The following is a 15,785-nucleotide window of genomic DNA, read 5'->3' on the forward strand; positions in this document are numbered from 1 at the left end:
TAAACGATGCGACTTTCACAAATGTTATTTGTTACACTGCGGGATGATCCGGCTGATGCTGAGATTCCTAGCCATAAATTATTACTCCGTGCAGGCTACATTCGTCGCATCGGTAGCGGTATTTATGCTTATTTGCCTTTAATGTGGCGGGTGCTGCAAAAAGTTTCCCAGATTGTGCGGGAAGAAATGAACGCTACAGGCGCACAAGAATGTCTTTTACCACAATTGCAACCTGCTGATTTATGGAAGGAATCGGGACGCTGGGATACTTACACCAAAGCTGAGGGGATCATGTTTTCCCTAATTGACCGCCGTGAGCAACAATTAGGATTAGGGCCAACTCATGAGGAAGTTATTACAGCGATCGCTCGTGATATGATTCGCTCTTATCGCCAACTACCACTACATCTCTACCAAATTCAAACCAAATTCCGCGATGAAATTCGTCCCCGCTTTGGTTTGATGCGCGGACGGGAGTTTATCATGAAGGACGGCTATTCTTTCCATGCCGATGAAGACAGCCTCAAAGAAACTTACCAGGATATGTATAAAGCTTACAGCAATATCCTGCGGCGTTCTGGTTTAGCTTTTCGGGCGGTAGAAGCTGATTCTGGTGCAATTGGTGGTTCAGGTTCCACAGAATTTATGATTTTGGCGGAAGCTGGCGAAGATGAAGTTCTCTACACTGAGGATGGTAAATACGCCGCTAACGTAGAAAAGGCTATTTCTTTACCAATTGACGCCGAAACCTCACGGTTTACAAGCTATGAGAAACGCGATACACCTGGAACAGAGACGATTGAAAAGGTTTGTCAACTCCTCAACTGTTCTCCCACTCAATTAGTAAAAAATGTCCTTTACGAAGCCGTTTATGCCAATGATAATGTTTTGCTAGTACTTGTCAGTATTCGGGGAGACCAAGAAGTTAACGAAATTAAGCTACAGAATGTGTTATCTCAATTTACTGATCAATATGGTAGAACTGCAACGTTTCCATCTGTTGATGAAAATGGTAAAGATTTAGCCATTATACATTTGAAAATTTCTGACGTGGAATCGCAAAAGCATTGGGCTGTTAAACCACTCCCCTTGGGTTATATTTCTCCTAATTTAGGGGATTATATCAAAGTTAAAGCCTTAACCCACCAAGAATTAGCTACAAATTTGCAACTAGAACCAGAGTATGGTTTATCTTTGCAGGTACTGGCAAATATTTTGCAATATCTGACACCAGACGAAAATGGCAAATATTTAGTGTCAGATGTCAAAAATTCTGCTCAACAGGTTTTGGTAAATCAGGTACTTTCTTTTACGAAACTCAATAACCAGCTAAGAAGTTTGGAACTAGAATATCCAAAACTTGTACATTTGGTAGACAACACAGCCTTTGATTTAAAAAACTTTATTACAGGCGCGAATGAAGCTGGCTATCACGTAGTTGGTGCTAATTGGGGTAAGCAATTTAATTTGCCAGAAAAAGCAGTAGATGTGCGGAAGGCAAGACCAGGCGATCGCGCCATCCATAACCCAGAACAAGTATTACAAAACACCCGTGGAATTGAAGCAGGTCACATCTTCGAATTAGGCACTAAATATTCCCAAGCGATGGGAGCAACTTATACCAATGAACAGGGTGAAGAAAAGCCGCTATTTATGGGTTGTTTTGGCGTAGGTGTGTCACGATTGGCACAAGCTGCCGTAGAGCAATCTTATGATAAAGATGGGATTATTTGGCCAGTTGCGATCGCACCTTATCACGCGATCATCACAATTCCTAACATTAAGGATGCTCAACAAGTCGAAATCGCTCAAAAACTTTACACAGAACTCAATCAAGCGGGAATTGAAACCCTACTTGATGACCGGGATGAACGTGCGGGAGTGAAATTTAAAGATGCTGACTTGATTGGCATACCTTATAGGATTGTAACCGGACGTGCGATCGCTAATGGCAAAGTCGAAGTTGTAGAAAGAGCCACCCGTAAATCGCAAGAAATTGTCATTGATGAAGTTACAACAACACTTCATAAGTGGATTACCGTAGCAATACAGGATAAAAAATAAACGCAAAAAGATGCATAGGTTCGCCGAGGGACTTTTGTGAAAAATACTCCGCGTTCCTCTGCGTTTTCCTTCGCGACGGCAGTCGCTACAACGGGGAGCCACCCCCTTGCGGAGGTTCCCTCCGTTGGGGGGAGTGGCGTGGGAAAATACGCAACGCGCTGCCTTTGCGTTTAAAATTTACTCCTCAATCATCTCCACAAAGAAAGAGATTTACATAATTTGGCAGGTGACGGATTAGAAGTAAAAATTCTAAAATTGAATCAAGGACTTACAGGATTAAAAATAATCGCATTTCCAGGTTGTAGGAAACTCTCCACTTGTAAGTATCGTCCTTAACCAGGCTGCTCCTCACATAACTACCATATCAGCCCTCAGTCAGAAAGGTTTTGAACATGAAAGATCAACAAGAATCCAATCGTATTTCTTCAGGCGTAATTGCAGCCGTCTCGGCAGTGGTTGTAGCTGTGGGTGGCGGTGTAGCTTGGTTTACTTCACACTCCAGCAATACTCCCACAGCGTCAAACCCCTCTGAGCGAATCGTTCAGCCAGCACAGCCATCAACTAAGCAGCCAGGTAATGAGCAAACCGCTAACGTTTATTGGCTAAGACCAAAAGACAAAAATGTTGCTTTGGTTCCCCAGCCTGTTAAAGTAGCTTCTGTACAACCCAACCAAGCTTTAGAAGCAGCTTTCCAAAGTTTGTTAGCAGGTCCAAAAGAAGGGACAGATTCAACAACTATCCCCAAAGCAACCAAACTGTTGGGGCTGAAAGCGGAAAATGATGAGGTTCACGTTAATTTATCTGAAGATTTTACCAGTGGTGGTGGTAGCACTTCAATGATGGGTCGTGTGGGACAAGTTGTTTATACTGCGACAACTTTAAATCCAAAAGCCAAGGTGTACATTGACGTGAACGGCAAACCGTTGGATGTTTTAGGCGGTGAGGGTCTAGAGTTACAACAACCGCTAACTCGTGAAAACTTTCAGAAAAATTATCCGCTTTAAAAAAGAGGAGAGACGCGATTAATCGCGTCTGTACAGGAGTGAGGAGTTTTAACTCATAACTCTTAGTTAAGCTTACCGATTACTATTTAACACACGAAAATTACGGGCTTGCTCTTCTAACCTTGTGGCAAGGCGATCGCAAACCCGATTACACAAATCAAAAATCATTTGATCTTCCACCCGGTAATAGGCGCAAGTTCCTTCACTGCGGCGGCCAAGGATACCTGCTTGCCACATTACCTTCAGGTGTTTTGACACATTTGCCTGAGAAGTCTGTGTTGCCTCTACCAACTCTTGCACGCATTTTTCTTCATCCCGTAATAAGTGTAGCAGTCGCAGGCGCATCGGCTCACTTAACAAGCTGAAGTATTCAGCTACTTGTTGCACCACTTCTGGTGGTAAAGGCAACGTTTGTTTCATCAGGATTAACCCGCAAGGACTGAAAGTTTTAATGATGACTCATTTCATATATACATTAATACTTAATCAGGGTTAATTCGCATCAAAGGTTGACCATATTCTACAGCGTCACCATTTTGGAGGAGAATTTCCATCACCTGTCCAGAGACTTCGGCTTCAATTTCATTCATTAGCTTCATCGCCTCAATGATACAAACTGTTTGACCCTTGCGGATGCGATCGCCCACTTCCACAAATGCGGCTTCCCCCGGCGCAGGAGCGCGATAAAACGTTCCCACCATTGGGGAAGGCACTTCTACTAATCTCTGGTCAATCGTTGAGGGAGGATTTACTGACAACTGCAATTGTGTGCCAGTCCCAGTATTCTCAAACAGGCGACCTGTGGACACCTCCGTTACCTGACTTGGGGTTCCCTGGTTTCCCAAAGATGAAGCCGACGTCAAGCCGGAACCTACCACACCGCCCAAGGTCGTTTGACCTACCGATAACACCTGATTGCTGATGCTCACAGCCTTACGGACTGTTAGTTCAAAATCACTGCTTTTGAGCGTAACTTCTGCAATATCTGTTTGTGCGATAGTTGCCAGTAGTTGGCGGATTTCATTAAAGTCCAATGGCACAGTTTTTATTACCTCGACCTATCCGTAAATTAGCATCTTAAATGTGGCAAGGATTTAATCCCTATGTAGGGATTTAAATCGGGGGGCAAACATCTCCGTAGAAATGAAAGTTATTCCCTGCTGATATATTTATCTTCCTGAGTATCAATTTTGATGCGTTCTCCTTGGGTGATAAACAAAGGAACCATCACAATTGCACCAGTTTCCAGAGTTGCTGGTTTTGATCCACCTGTGGCAGTGTCACCTTTTACACCTGGATCTGTTTGGACAACTTCCAGAATCACAGACTTAGGCAATTCTACCCCCAGCACCTGTTCGCCCCACCGAATTACTTCGGCTTCCATACCTTCCTTGAGGTATTTGACGCGATCGCCAATTTGTGCGCGAGTCAATCTACCTTCTTCATAAGTTTCCATATCCATAAAGACGAACTCATCGCCCTCTTTATAGGTATGCTGCATCGTGCTTTTTTCTAGGGTGGCTTGCGGCAGCGTTTCCCCTGCTCGGAACGTTTTTTCCATTACGCTCCCACTTTGGACATTTCTGAGTTTGGTTCTGACAAAGGCGGAACCTTTGCCTGGCTTGACGTGCAGGAATTCAAGCACTCGCCATACAGACCCATCTAATACAATCGAAACACCGGGTCGAAAGTCGTTACTGGAGATCATGAAACTTTCAAATTTTGGAAGACAATCGGCATTTATTGTACCCTTCTAGGGTCGTCATTGGGCATTTGTCATTAGTTAGTTGTCATTTGTCATTAGTCATTTGTCCTCCATTCCTCTGCCCCTCTGTTCCATTCAGCACCTAACATGGGAAGATTATTGATGGGTTACGTCCAGTCAACAATTTAATACTGCATTTGAGTTATCCCATGCTTAACTTATTAAAATCCTGGCTGAAGAACAGCCTAATGGCAATACTGCTGGTAACAATATTTTTAGGCATAACTACAGCTGGGTGGACTCCCTCCAGTAGCGCCGCACTACCAGCCGGCAATGCAATTACCGACGGCAAGGCTTTGTTGCGGTATGCACTCCCGATAGATAACAAACCTGTGCGGCAACTACAAGCCAGTTTAGAGGACATCTCTGCCCAACTGCGGGCGAATCGGCGGTGGGGTGCTATTTCCAAAGACATCAGCAAAGCATCCCGCATTCTTGATAAACCCTCCCAAATCTTAACAAGCGTTCCCGAAGAACGCCAACCCCAAGCCGAAGCTTGGATTACCGAGTTGAAATCTGGGGTGGGTAAATTGCAAGAATTAGCGAACAGCAAAGATAAAGAACAAATTCTGCAAGATAGAGCTAAACTGCTGAATCTCGTTACTGGGCTAGAAGAGTCAATGGTGAAACAATTCCCCTTTGAAGTGCCTGCCCAGTATAGTCATCTGCCGCAACTTAAAGGTCGTGCCACTGTAGAATTCAAAACTAACAAAGGCGATTTGACCCTGGTAGTCGACGGTTACAGCGCCCCTGTTACTGCTGGGAATTTTGTAGATTTGGTACAGAGGGGTTTTTATAATGGTTTAGAGTTTACCCGTTCTGAAGAATCTTACTTTCTCCAAACTGGAGATCCTGCTGGAAAAGAGGTCGGTTTCATAGACCCAACAACGGGCAAATATCGCGCCATTCCCTTAGAAGTCTTAGTTCAGGGGGATAAAGCACCTACATATAGCATTACTTTAGAAGAAGCTGGTCGTTACCTTGATATGCCAGTTCTGCCTTTCTCTGCCTTTGGTGCAGTGGTGATGGCTCGTCCTGAAAGTGAAGTAAATGGTGGTTCTTCACAATTTTTCTTCTTTTTGTTTGACCCCGAACTTACCCCCGCCGGCCGCAACCTATTGGATGGTCGTTATGCTGTTTTTGGCTATCTCACCGAGGGCAAAGAAGTTTTGGATAAACTGAAGGCGGGTGACAAAATTGAATCGGCAACTGTGGTTCAGGGAATAGAAAATCTGGTTGAGCCACAAACTGCATAAGAAGGGGGATGAGGGAGAACACAATTACTAACTCCTAACTCCTAACTCCTAACTCCTAACTCCTAACTCCCCTAACTCAGATTCCCGGCGGTGAACACTTGATCAACTGCGATCGCTAATTCTGGGAAAGTCCGTGATAAAATTTGCTGGTTGGCAGTAAAAACTGTTTCTTCGTAAAATCCATCTTCCAGTAGTAACACCGAAATTTTTGCTTCCAGTGGGTCTACAATCCAATATTCAGGAACCTCTAAGGCCGCATATTCCGATCGCTTATAACGATAATCCCGTTTCACCGATTCAGGACTAACCACCTCGACAATTAGTAACGGTGGTGACTCAAATACTGCTGAAGCATTCAATAATTCTCTGGCCTGCTCTAGTGTGACTACACACAAATCAGTCAATCTAGATTTATTTCTACCCGTTCTCACCCCACTTTCCCGAAAACACAGCCAAGTAAAGTTATAACGTTTGATTTCTGCATCTAGCCCTTGCTCAAGAAATTTGACAATCAGGAAATGTTCAATAGTAGGTGGATTCATTAGCTCTAGCTTGCCATCCACCAGCTCATAATGAAAATCGTTGCCATCATCATAGGTTAAGTACTCCTCAAAGGTGATGCTGGTTACTGGTGTACTGACCATCCCAACTGTCTCCTAAACAATACCCATATCTTAAATCTAACTCCTAACTCCTAACTCAGATTCTCGGCGGTGAACACCCGAGCAACTGCGTTCACGAAGTGTGCCGCAGGTATCGCTAATTTGGGAAAAGTCCGTGATAAAATTTGCTGGTTGGCAGTAAAAACTGTTTCTTCATAAAATCCATCTTCCAGTAGTAACACCGAAATTTTTGCTGTCAGTGGGTCTACAATCCAATATTCAGGAACCTCTAAGGCTGCATATTCCGATCGCTTATAACGATAATCCCGTTTCACCGACTCTGGACTGATCACCTCGACAATTAGTAACGGGGGTGACTCAAATACTGCCAACCTAGATTTATTTCTACCCGTTCTCACCCCACTTTCCCGAAAACACAGCCAAGTAGAGTTACAACGTTTGATTTCTGCTTTCAAGGCAGTATCCAAAAAATCGACAATCAGGAAATGTTCAATAGTAGGTGGGTTTCTTAGCTCTAGCTTGCCATCCACCAGTTCGTAATGAAAACCGTTGCCATCATCATAAGTACTCTTCAAAGGTGATGCTGGTTACTGGTGTACTGACCATTCCAACTGTCTCCTAAACGATACCGATGTTTTAAACTGTAAAGCAAATCATCAGTTTTCTATAATTTTGCAACACCGAAAATCGATTGTGAACAGTGAGTTATCTTCTCAACAAGTAAAAGATATTGGTGAACAAGGTCTTTTAGAAAGATTACAGCGCTTCTGTCCTCCAGAAATTATTGGGGATGATGCAGCAGTTCTTGTGACTGCACCAGAGCAATCTTTGGTGGTGACTACAGATATGCTGGTTGATGGCGTACATTTTAGCAACCTCACCACTTCCCCAGAAGATGCTGGTTGGCGAGCTGCTGCTGCCAATTTATCAGATTTAGCAGCAATGGGCGCTTCCCCATTGGGAATTACTGTCGGGTTGGGACTTACCGGTGAAGTTAGCGTTAGTTGGGTTGAGCGACTATACCAGGGAATGACAGAATGCCTGCAAAAATACAATACCCCAATTGTCGGGGGTGATATTGTGCGATCGCCTGTGACGACTCTGGCAATTACCGCTTTTGGTCAAGTTCACCCTAGTCAAATTATCCGCCGTTCTGGTGCTGTTGTGGGAGATGCGATCGTCGTTACAGGCGTTCATGGAGCCTCCCACGCTGGCTTAGAACTGCTCTTGCATCCCGAATTGGGGCAAAACCTCAAAGATACAGAACGCACGGCTCTAATCCACACACACCAGCGCCCACAGCCACGATTAGATGTCTTACCAATCCTCTGGAAAATCTTAACTCCTAACGTACAGACGCGATTAATCGCGTCTCTCCTAACTCCTAACTCCCAACTCTCCGTTGCTGGTATGGATAGCAGTGATGGTTTGGCAGATGCGATTATCCAAATTTGCCGCGCTAGTGGTGTTGGCGCTGTTCTAGAACGCAGACAAATTCCAGTACCAAAAACTTTTAACCATTGGCTGACACCAGAGCAAGGGCTAGAATATGCTCTATACGGTGGCGAAGACTTTGAATTAGTGCTGTGCTTGCCACAAGATTTAGCATCAGCCTTCGTACAACATCTTGGTGAAGGTGCTGCGATCGTGGGCAGCATTAGAGCCGGATCAACAGTATTATTGCATGACGAACAAAAAAAATTTCCTGACCAAGTTCTGAGTCTTAGCCAGGGATTTCAACACTTCGATAGTTAGAAGTTATGAATTATGAGTTATGAGTTTTAATTCCTAACTCCTCACTCCTGTACAGACGCGATTAATCGCGTCTCTCCTCCTAACTTTTTATTTAAACCCACTTCTCGGCTACCAACTCAGCCAAATCCAAAACTCGTTGGCTGTAACCCCACTCGTTGTCATACCACGCCATAACTTTCACTAAGTCATTACCTAAGACAAAAGTCAAGTTGGCATCGACAATCGAAGAAGCATCATGACCTTGATAATCAGAGGATACCAATTCTAGTTCGCTATAATCCAAAATGCCTTTGAGTGAACCTTCAGCAGCATCTTTAAGAGCTTGGTTAACTTCTTCCGTAATAGTACGCTTCTCAACCTGAACTACGAAATCTACCATTGAGACGTTCGGGGTAGGTACACGCAAGGCAACGCCATTTAGCTTGCCTCTAAGCTCTGGGATAACCAGCGCCACTGCTTTTGCTGCACCCGTGGAGGTGGGTACAATATTTATTGCTGCTGCCCTCGCCCGTCGCAAATCCCGGTGAGAAGCGTCTAGCAAGCGCTGATCGCCTGTATAACTATGGGTAGTGGTCATCGTGCCTTTGATGATGCCGAACTTATCATTCAACACCTTGGCGATCGGTGCCAAGCAGTTGGTTGTACAGCTAGCGTTACTGATAATGTGGTGTATGTTGTGGTCATAGTCGTGATGATTCACACCAATCACAAAAGTACCATCCTCGTTTTTACCAGGAGCGGTAATCAAAACTTTCTTGGCTCCAGCATTCACATGCTTGAGCGCTCCTTCTTTGCTAGTAAACACCCCGGTTGCTTCGATAATTAGGTCAATTCCCCAATCTTTCCAGGGCAACTTTTCTGGGTTGCGATCGGATACGCACTTAATGGTCTTACCGTTAACGATGATCGAGTTATCATCGGCACTAATCTCAGCACCCTTAATCTTCCCTAGCATTGAGTCATACTTTAGCAGGTGAGCATTGGTTCTAGGGTCTGATGTGTCATTAATAGCGACAAGATCGATTTTAGTATTTTCTCTACCCACCCAGCAACGTGCAAAGTTACGTCCAATCCGCCCGAAACCGTTGATTGCAACTCTAATCACAGTGTCTTGCCCTCTGTATTTATGCTTATATGTTGATATCGTTGACCCCAATCATATCGCAAAGGGGGGAAGGACTCTTAACCATAAAGTGTTAGGTCAATAAAAAAACACATAATTTATTCAGATTTGTAGGAATAGAGGTTGTTGTTAGTAATATATGATCTAACCGATTCCGGGACTAAATAACGAATTGACTGGCGATCGCCCTTGGCGTTGACGAAGTTATCGCGGCAAATTTTGCGAATTAGACTTGAGGAAACTCCTACTAAAGGTGTATTCAAGAGTTGCCAGTGAATGGTATATGACTGCTCGCTGATTTGTTCCTCCACTTGCTTGCAGATTAATTTGCTTTGAGTTATAGTCTCACCACCTAGCAGTCGGGGTGCGATTAACCAATCACACATTTGTGCTAGTTCGTGTCCACGATACCAACGGGGTAAGGTTTGGAAAGCATCCAAGCCCACAATCCAGTACCAGTAAGTATTTGGGTAACAAGCAGATAAGTCGATCAGCGTGTTAATGGCATAGGAAGTCCCAAAGCGATTTGCCTCCAGTAGTGAGACAGTAAACGCTGGGTTATCTTTTATGCCTAATTGCAGCATTTGGACACGATGCTCAAACAAAGCTGCTTCTTTGTGAGGAGGATTTAGGGATGGCACCCAAATTACCTTTTCAAGGGATACTTGATGCAAAGCTGTCTCGGCTATGAGCAGGTGTCCCCAATGAATTGGATTAAATGTGCCACCAAAAATTGCCAGTTGTTGCATCCAGTTATGCCTGGGTTTTATGCAATTGAAAAATAGTTTCATTACCAATGTACTATTGTACTCAATTCACGCCTAAACTTGATGCAATTTCAAATCAGTTTCACTAAACAATGTATTATGTAGCCAATTCCAGTAAGGTAGCCAAAAATATGTATTTGATATTACAAGAATTTCTTTCCCGATGCGGCCAAAATTTTCCGAATAATTTTAACAACAGTTCAAAAATAGCAAAAACCTCCAACCAAGGTAAAATCATTCTGAACAAGGAAAACCAGAGCGGAAACATCATTCGGGCATCAAACATAAACATGATATAGGAGCAGTTACGGTAGAAAATCAAATTCCTGTTATGATACGCGTGTCATTTGTGATTATGGTGTGGTTTGGTGTAAGAGGAGCAATAAATGACTAATTCTGTAGATTTTAGTGGTAGACCATTTCATTTCATTGGCATCGGTGGCATAGGTATGTCTGCTCTGGCATACGTTCTCGCCAAGCGTCAATTTCCAGTATCAGGTTCGGATCTTCGTGCAAACCACATTACGCACAAGTTGGAATCTATAGGTGCTCATATTTTTGATAGACAAGAGGCAAGCAATCTCGAATTCTTTCGCCCTCAGGTATTGGCGAATGCAGTAGTATTAAATTCACAAGAACAATTAGCTACTACTACTACTAAGTCAAAACTGCCTCAAGTTATTTGTTCAACAGCAATTAACACGAATAATTTAGAATACAAAGCAGCGCTGGAATTAGGTTGTCCAATTTTACATCGTTCAGATGTACTGGCAGCTTTAATTGCCGATTACTACAGTATTGCAGTGGCAGGAACACACGGCAAAACTACAACCAGTAGCATGATTGGCTATATGCTTCTGCAAGCTGGTTTAGACCCAACGATTTTAGTCGGTGGCGAAGTCAATGCTTGGTCCGGGAATGCTCGATTGGGACAAAGCCAATATTTGGTAGCCGAAGCAGATGAATCTGATGGTTCCTTGATAAAACACGCTCCAGAGATTGGCATCATCACCAATATTGAACTCGATCATCCTGACCACTACGATACATTAGAAGAAGTCATTGACATATTTCAGACATTTGCTAAGGGTTGTAAAACCTTGATAGGTAGCATTGATTGTGTTACAGTGCGCGATCGCTTGCAACCGACAATTAGCTACAGCTTATACTCAGATACAGACGCTGATTACACCGTCACCAATATTGATTATCGTGCTGATGGCACCACGGCTCTAGTTTGGGAAAGAGGCAAGGCTTTGGGCGTGTTAAAGTTGCGGCTGCTCAGTCGGCACAATCTCAGTAATGCCCTAGCAGCAGTGGCTGTTGGTCGCGTCTTGGGCTTAGAATTTGGAGAAATTGCCAAAGGTATCGCCACCTTTGAAGGAGCAAGACGCCGCTTTGAGTTGCGGGGTGAAGTCGATGGCATTACCTTCATAGATGATTATGCTCATCATCCCAGCGAGATTCGCGTTACTCTGGCCGCAGCAAGTTTACAGGCAAGACCAGGGCAAAGAGTGGTTGCCATCTTTCAGCCCCATCGCTATAGTCGCACACTCACCTTTTTAGAAGAATTTGCCGAGTCCTTTACCCATGCTGATTTAGTTGTGGTGACAGATATTTATAGTGCAGGTGAACCAAATTTAGGGCAAATTAGTGGTGAACATCTAGCGGGGGAAATTGCTAAACGACATTCGCAAGTAATTTATCAACCAACTTTACCCTCAGTGTGTGAGTTTTTGGTGCGAACACTACGCCCAGGAGATTTGACGCTATTTCTGGGGGCTGGGAACTTGAATCAGGTGATTCCTGAAGTAATAGCGACACTTTCCGAACCTGTTAAAGCCACATCTTAAGTTGAGACTTTGCGAAGTTTTATTTCTGAGCAAAGCGCCCAGTTAACTCTATTACCGTATTTTTGCGGTAAATAAATGTAAAAATTTTACCAATATAAAGTAAAAATGACAATTTCCCAGGCAGCTGCAAACGTCTGCACGGTTTCTGCTTTGAATACAAAGAAACACCAAACAACTAATTCGGTGGAGAGTGAAGTAGTTTACTTACCCAATACTGATTGTGCGATCAAGTCTCAGGCTTCCTTGTCAGCCTTTACTTCCTATAGAGTTGGGGGAGCCGCTGATTGGTATGTTGCCCCCCGAAACTTAGAAGCACTGCAAGCAAGTCTTAAATACGCAAAAGAACGTGATTTAAAGGTGACAACACTGGGAGCAGGTTCTAACTTGTTGGTGAGCGATCGCGGTATAACAGGGTTAGTCATTGCTACTCGTCATCTCCGCTTCAGCCACTTTGATCCAGATACAGGTCAATTAACCGTTGCTGCTGGAGAATCAATTCCCAGTTTGGCATGGGCAGCAGCAGAATTAGGGTGGCAAGGATTGGAGTGGGCTGTTGGTATCCCTGGAACAGCAGGAGGTGCCGTGGTGATGAATGCAGGGGCACATAATAGCTGTATTGCAGATATGTTAGTTAGCGCCCAGGTACTTTCACCCGATGGTACGCTGGAAACTCTTACTCCCGATCAGTTAGGTTATAGCTATCGGACTTCATTATTACAAGGTGGGGAGTCTCCTTCTCCTGGCGGGGAGAGGCGTTGCCAACGCATAGTCACTCAAGCCACCTTACAACTCGCGCCAGGTGCCGACCCCGCAAAAGTTGTGGCAATCACCAAACAACACAAAAAGCATCGGTTGAGTACCCAACCATACAACTTCCCCAGTTGTGGCAGTGTGTTCCGCAATCCTAAACCTTACAGTGCTGGCTGGTTAATTGAACAAACTGGTCTGAAAGGCTATCAAATTGGTGGAGCGCAAGTAGCACTACTCCATGCTAATTTCATTGTTAACCGTGGTGGAGCAAAAGCTAGTGACATATTCTGTCTAATTCGCCACATCCAACATCAGGTACAAGAACATTGGTCTATTAATTTAGAGCCAGAAGTCAAAATGATCGGAGAGTTTCAAGCTGCTTGTGGATAAAGAATGGGGACTGGGAGAGGCACGGGGAGAAATAACCGATGCCCAATTCCCAATTCCCACTCCCCATTTTATGACGCATTAATTATTGGTAAAAAAAGAGCAATACTAAATTGTTCAAAACCTAACTAAAACTATCTAACCTTCACAGAATTAAACGAGTTTAGTGATTAAATATAATTAAAGCCGAAAACCAAGGCTTTAATATCTGGTTTGTAAACCACGGTCGAGTCAAAACTAGCGAGCCTGTAAAAAGGTCAAACGGGAGTACCCCGAAGGTTAAATTTGCTAAAAATAATGGGTGTCCAATGGCTAAAAGTTTCAACAAATTGCTTGAGTATTAGAAAGATAGGGTGGGCTACACCCAAATTTACGCTTGTGGACAAGAAGGAGCCGACTCCCTTGATTGAAGCAAGAAGCAGACGCTCTAAAGGAAACTTTAGTTGAATGACTCGCTTTTAACAAAGTTTAGTCAAGTTTTGTATAGCAGGCAAATTACTTACCGCATCTATAATTGAATTTGATTTGTTATTCAACGCACACGCGTACAAATAATTATGACAGGAAAAGGACAGGGATTTGGCTTTGGCTTAGGAAAAATGAAGGAACTGGCCGAAGCTTTTAAGAAAGCGCAGCAAGTTCAAGAAGGCGCAAAGCGACTCCAAGAAGAATTGGAGCAAATGGAGATTCAAGGAGAATCTGGCGGTGGTCTAGTGAAGGTGATTGTCAGTGGGAACCAAGAACCCAAGCGAGTGGAGATTTCTCCAGATGCTTTAGGGGAAGGTGCAGAAGTACTTTCCGATCTGGTGACAGTGGCAATGAAAGAAGCCTACAACAAGTCCACTGCAACAATGCGGGAACGTATGGAAGAATTAACCAGTGGACTGGAACTTCCTGGATTTTAGTCAAGAGTCATTAGTCATTAGTCATTAGTCATTAGTCACTGGACAAATGACTATTGACAAAGGACAACGAAGTATTTATGCCTTACAAGTTGCTATTTGTCTGCTTAGGTAACATCTGCCGATCGCCATCGGCAGAAAACATTATGAATCATCTAATTGAGCAGGCTGGCTTGAGCGCTAGTATCCTCTGTGACTCTGCTGGTACATCTAGTTATCACATTGGTAGCCCACCTGACAGACGCATGAGTGCTGCGGCTGCTACAAAGTTGGGAATTAAACTGCGTGGTCGAGGACGCCAGTTTCAAAAGTCAGACTTTCAAGACTTTGATTTGATTTTGGCGATGGATCACGAAAATTATCAGAATATTCTCACTCTAGATCAAACTAAGCAATATCAGCATAAAGTGCATTTGATGTGCGAGTTTTGCTCTCGACACACCCTAAAGGAAGTTCCAGACCCCTATTACGGTGGTGAAGAGGGATTTAATCAGGTTATTGATTTACTGATCGATGCTTGTGAAGGTCTATTGACAAAAGTTATGAGCGATGCCCTGAGCCCTTCGACAAGCTCAGGGTAACACCTGCCGTTCGCGCAGCGTCTCGTAGAGAAGGGTTATGAGTTAAAACTCCTAACTCCTGTACAGACGCGATTAATCGCGTCTTTCCTCCTAACTTTTATTCCACCAAACCATGCTTAATCGCAAAACGCACTAATTCTGCTCGGTTGCTGGTTGAGGTTTTTCTCAATAAACTGCTAACGTACTTTTCCACGGTTCTAGGACTCAGATGTAGCTGATGACCCATTTCGGCATTAGAAAGACCATGAGTCAATAACTCTAAGACTTCCTGTTCTCTATGAGTTAGGGGTGAGTGCAGATGGGATTTCTGAATTTGAGTGGACAAAGAATTATGGGTGTTCGCTGCTTTTGTCGAGGCGGAAATACCCAAACTCTCTTTATGAGAAAACTGGTACGCTGATTGAATTATTTGCGATCGCTCCAAAAGATTGCGGATTGCTGCTGCTAACTCTTCCAGTTCAAAAGGCTTGGGTAAGTATAAATCGCACCCTGACTGGTAGCCTAGAATTCTTTCCTGGGTCTTAGTGCGTACCGTTAATAAAATTACAGGCAATAAACGAAACACTGCTTTTTGACGCACCCGGCGCACCAGTTCATAGCCATTCATCTGTGGCATGACGATATCCGTGACAATTAAATCAAGATGATACTCATCCACCATAACCAAAGCCTCTTGACCGTCATTAGCCGTGATTACCGAGTAGCCAGCCAGTTCAAGATAGTCGCTAACAGACAGACGAGTGCCCAAATCATCATCCACTACAAGGATCGTTAAGGGCATGGACAATACACCCCTAGCATTTTTTGACTCAGAAATTTGCTTTTACGTACTCCATTAGTGAACACAGATAGGTAAGAATAGTCTTCTTATGTTTCATACTATGACACGATGACCAGCTAATAACTGCTTCAAGTTTTATTTATAAAGAAAATCTTAAATCTTTAGGATGTGTTA

At 43.7% G+C, this 15,785-nt stretch carries 15 protein-coding genes and 1 pseudogene; 8 read left to right on the top strand and 8 right to left on the bottom strand.

The features are described from left to right. The first annotated feature begins 6 nt into the window (after positions 1 to 6). On the top strand, positions 7 to 2,064 hold the full coding sequence (gene proS / locus ACYTXL_RS10905; protein ID WP_461924753.1) for a proline--tRNA ligase: 2,058 nt from the start codon (positions 7 to 9) through the stop codon (positions 2,062 to 2,064). Between the two features lie 392 nt (positions 2,065 to 2,456). Then, on the top strand, positions 2,457 to 3,068 hold the full coding sequence (locus ACYTXL_RS10910; protein ID WP_461924754.1) for a GerMN domain-containing protein: 612 nt from the start codon (positions 2,457 to 2,459) through the stop codon (positions 3,066 to 3,068). A 72-nt stretch (positions 3,069 to 3,140) separates the two neighbouring features. Here the strand turns inward: ACYTXL_RS10910 and ACYTXL_RS10915 are convergent, their stop codons facing one another. The 3 genes from ACYTXL_RS10915 to efp all read right to left on the bottom strand — a co-directional run bounded on the left by ACYTXL_RS10915 (position 3,141) and on the right by efp (position 4,776). Then, entirely contained in the window at positions 3,141 to 3,488 is a 348-nt protein-coding gene (locus ACYTXL_RS10915; RefSeq protein ID WP_461924755.1) for an ArsR/SmtB family transcription factor, read from the bottom strand. 62 nt (positions 3,489 to 3,550) lie between these two features. Beyond that, the gene (accB, locus tag ACYTXL_RS10920) at positions 3,551 to 4,108 is read right to left on the bottom strand and encodes an acetyl-CoA carboxylase biotin carboxyl carrier protein (RefSeq protein WP_461924756.1); all 558 of its coding nucleotides are present in this window, start codon (positions 4,106 to 4,108) and stop codon (positions 3,551 to 3,553) included. Positions 4,109 to 4,218: 110 nt separating this feature from the next. Then, positions 4,219 to 4,776 (bottom strand): elongation factor P, encoded by a 558-nt coding sequence (gene efp, locus ACYTXL_RS10925; RefSeq protein ID WP_292795449.1) that lies wholly within the window; start codon positions 4,774 to 4,776, stop codon positions 4,219 to 4,221. A gap of 206 nt (positions 4,777 to 4,982) precedes the next feature. Between efp and ACYTXL_RS10930 the strand changes: the two genes are divergently transcribed. Next, positions 4,983 to 6,089: a peptidylprolyl isomerase gene (locus tag ACYTXL_RS10930; RefSeq protein WP_461924757.1), complete on the top strand. Its 1,107-nt coding sequence runs from the start codon at positions 4,983 to 4,985 to the stop codon at positions 6,087 to 6,089. Between the two features lie 71 nt (positions 6,090 to 6,160). Here the strand turns inward: ACYTXL_RS10930 and ACYTXL_RS10935 are convergent, their stop codons facing one another. Beyond that, positions 6,161 to 6,733, bottom strand: coding sequence for a Uma2 family endonuclease (locus ACYTXL_RS10935; protein ID WP_461924758.1), 573 nt, complete (start codon positions 6,731 to 6,733; stop codon positions 6,161 to 6,163). A 50-nt stretch (positions 6,734 to 6,783) separates the two neighbouring features. After that, a pseudogene (locus tag ACYTXL_RS10940) lies at positions 6,784 to 7,318 on the bottom strand (Uma2 family endonuclease). Between the two features lie 87 nt (positions 7,319 to 7,405). On the opposite strand from ACYTXL_RS10940, the gene thiL reads away from it, so the two are divergent. Next, entirely contained in the window at positions 7,406 to 8,467 is a 1,062-nt protein-coding gene (gene thiL / locus ACYTXL_RS10945) for a thiamine-phosphate kinase (protein ID WP_461924759.1), read from the top strand. A 91-nt stretch (positions 8,468 to 8,558) separates the two neighbouring features. Here the strand turns inward: thiL and ACYTXL_RS10950 are convergent, their stop codons facing one another. Further along, positions 8,559 to 9,572 carry a type I glyceraldehyde-3-phosphate dehydrogenase gene (locus tag ACYTXL_RS10950; RefSeq protein WP_461924760.1) on the bottom strand — a complete coding sequence of 338 codons (1,014 nt, stop codon included), beginning with the start codon at positions 9,570 to 9,572 and terminating at the stop codon, positions 8,559 to 8,561. Between the two features lie 116 nt (positions 9,573 to 9,688). Then, on the bottom strand, positions 9,689 to 10,339 hold the full coding sequence (gene nadD / locus ACYTXL_RS10955) for a nicotinate (nicotinamide) nucleotide adenylyltransferase (protein WP_461924761.1): 651 nt from the start codon (positions 10,337 to 10,339) through the stop codon (positions 9,689 to 9,691). 404 nt (positions 10,340 to 10,743) lie between these two features. Here nadD and murC point away from each other — a divergent pair, with 404 nt between their 5' ends. The 4 genes from murC (at position 10,744) to ACYTXL_RS10975 (ending at position 14,830) form a co-directional block, all read left to right on the top strand. Then, positions 10,744 to 12,210, top strand: a complete 1,467-nt coding sequence (murC, locus tag ACYTXL_RS10960; protein ID WP_461924762.1) for a UDP-N-acetylmuramate--L-alanine ligase — start codon at positions 10,744 to 10,746, stop codon at positions 12,208 to 12,210. 105 nt (positions 12,211 to 12,315) lie between these two features. Next, positions 12,316 to 13,350 carry a UDP-N-acetylmuramate dehydrogenase gene (gene murB, locus ACYTXL_RS10965; RefSeq protein ID WP_461924763.1) on the top strand — a complete coding sequence of 345 codons (1,035 nt, stop codon included), beginning with the start codon at positions 12,316 to 12,318 and terminating at the stop codon, positions 13,348 to 13,350. A gap of 554 nt (positions 13,351 to 13,904) precedes the next feature. After that, positions 13,905 to 14,252, top strand: coding sequence for a YbaB/EbfC family nucleoid-associated protein (locus ACYTXL_RS10970; RefSeq protein WP_292762183.1), 348 nt, complete (start codon positions 13,905 to 13,907; stop codon positions 14,250 to 14,252). 77 nt (positions 14,253 to 14,329) lie between these two features. Next, positions 14,330 to 14,830 carry a low molecular weight protein-tyrosine-phosphatase gene (locus ACYTXL_RS10975; RefSeq protein WP_461924765.1) on the top strand — a complete coding sequence of 167 codons (501 nt, stop codon included), beginning with the start codon at positions 14,330 to 14,332 and terminating at the stop codon, positions 14,828 to 14,830. Positions 14,831 to 14,927: 97 nt separating this feature from the next. On the opposite strand, the gene ACYTXL_RS10980 is transcribed toward ACYTXL_RS10975, so the two are convergent. Next, a complete protein-coding gene (locus tag ACYTXL_RS10980; protein ID WP_461924764.1) occupies positions 14,928 to 15,611 on the bottom strand; it encodes a response regulator transcription factor in 684 nt (227 codons plus the stop codon). Positions 15,612 to 15,785: the final 174 nt, after the last annotated feature.

This window comes from Nostoc sp., assembly GCF_054880495.1.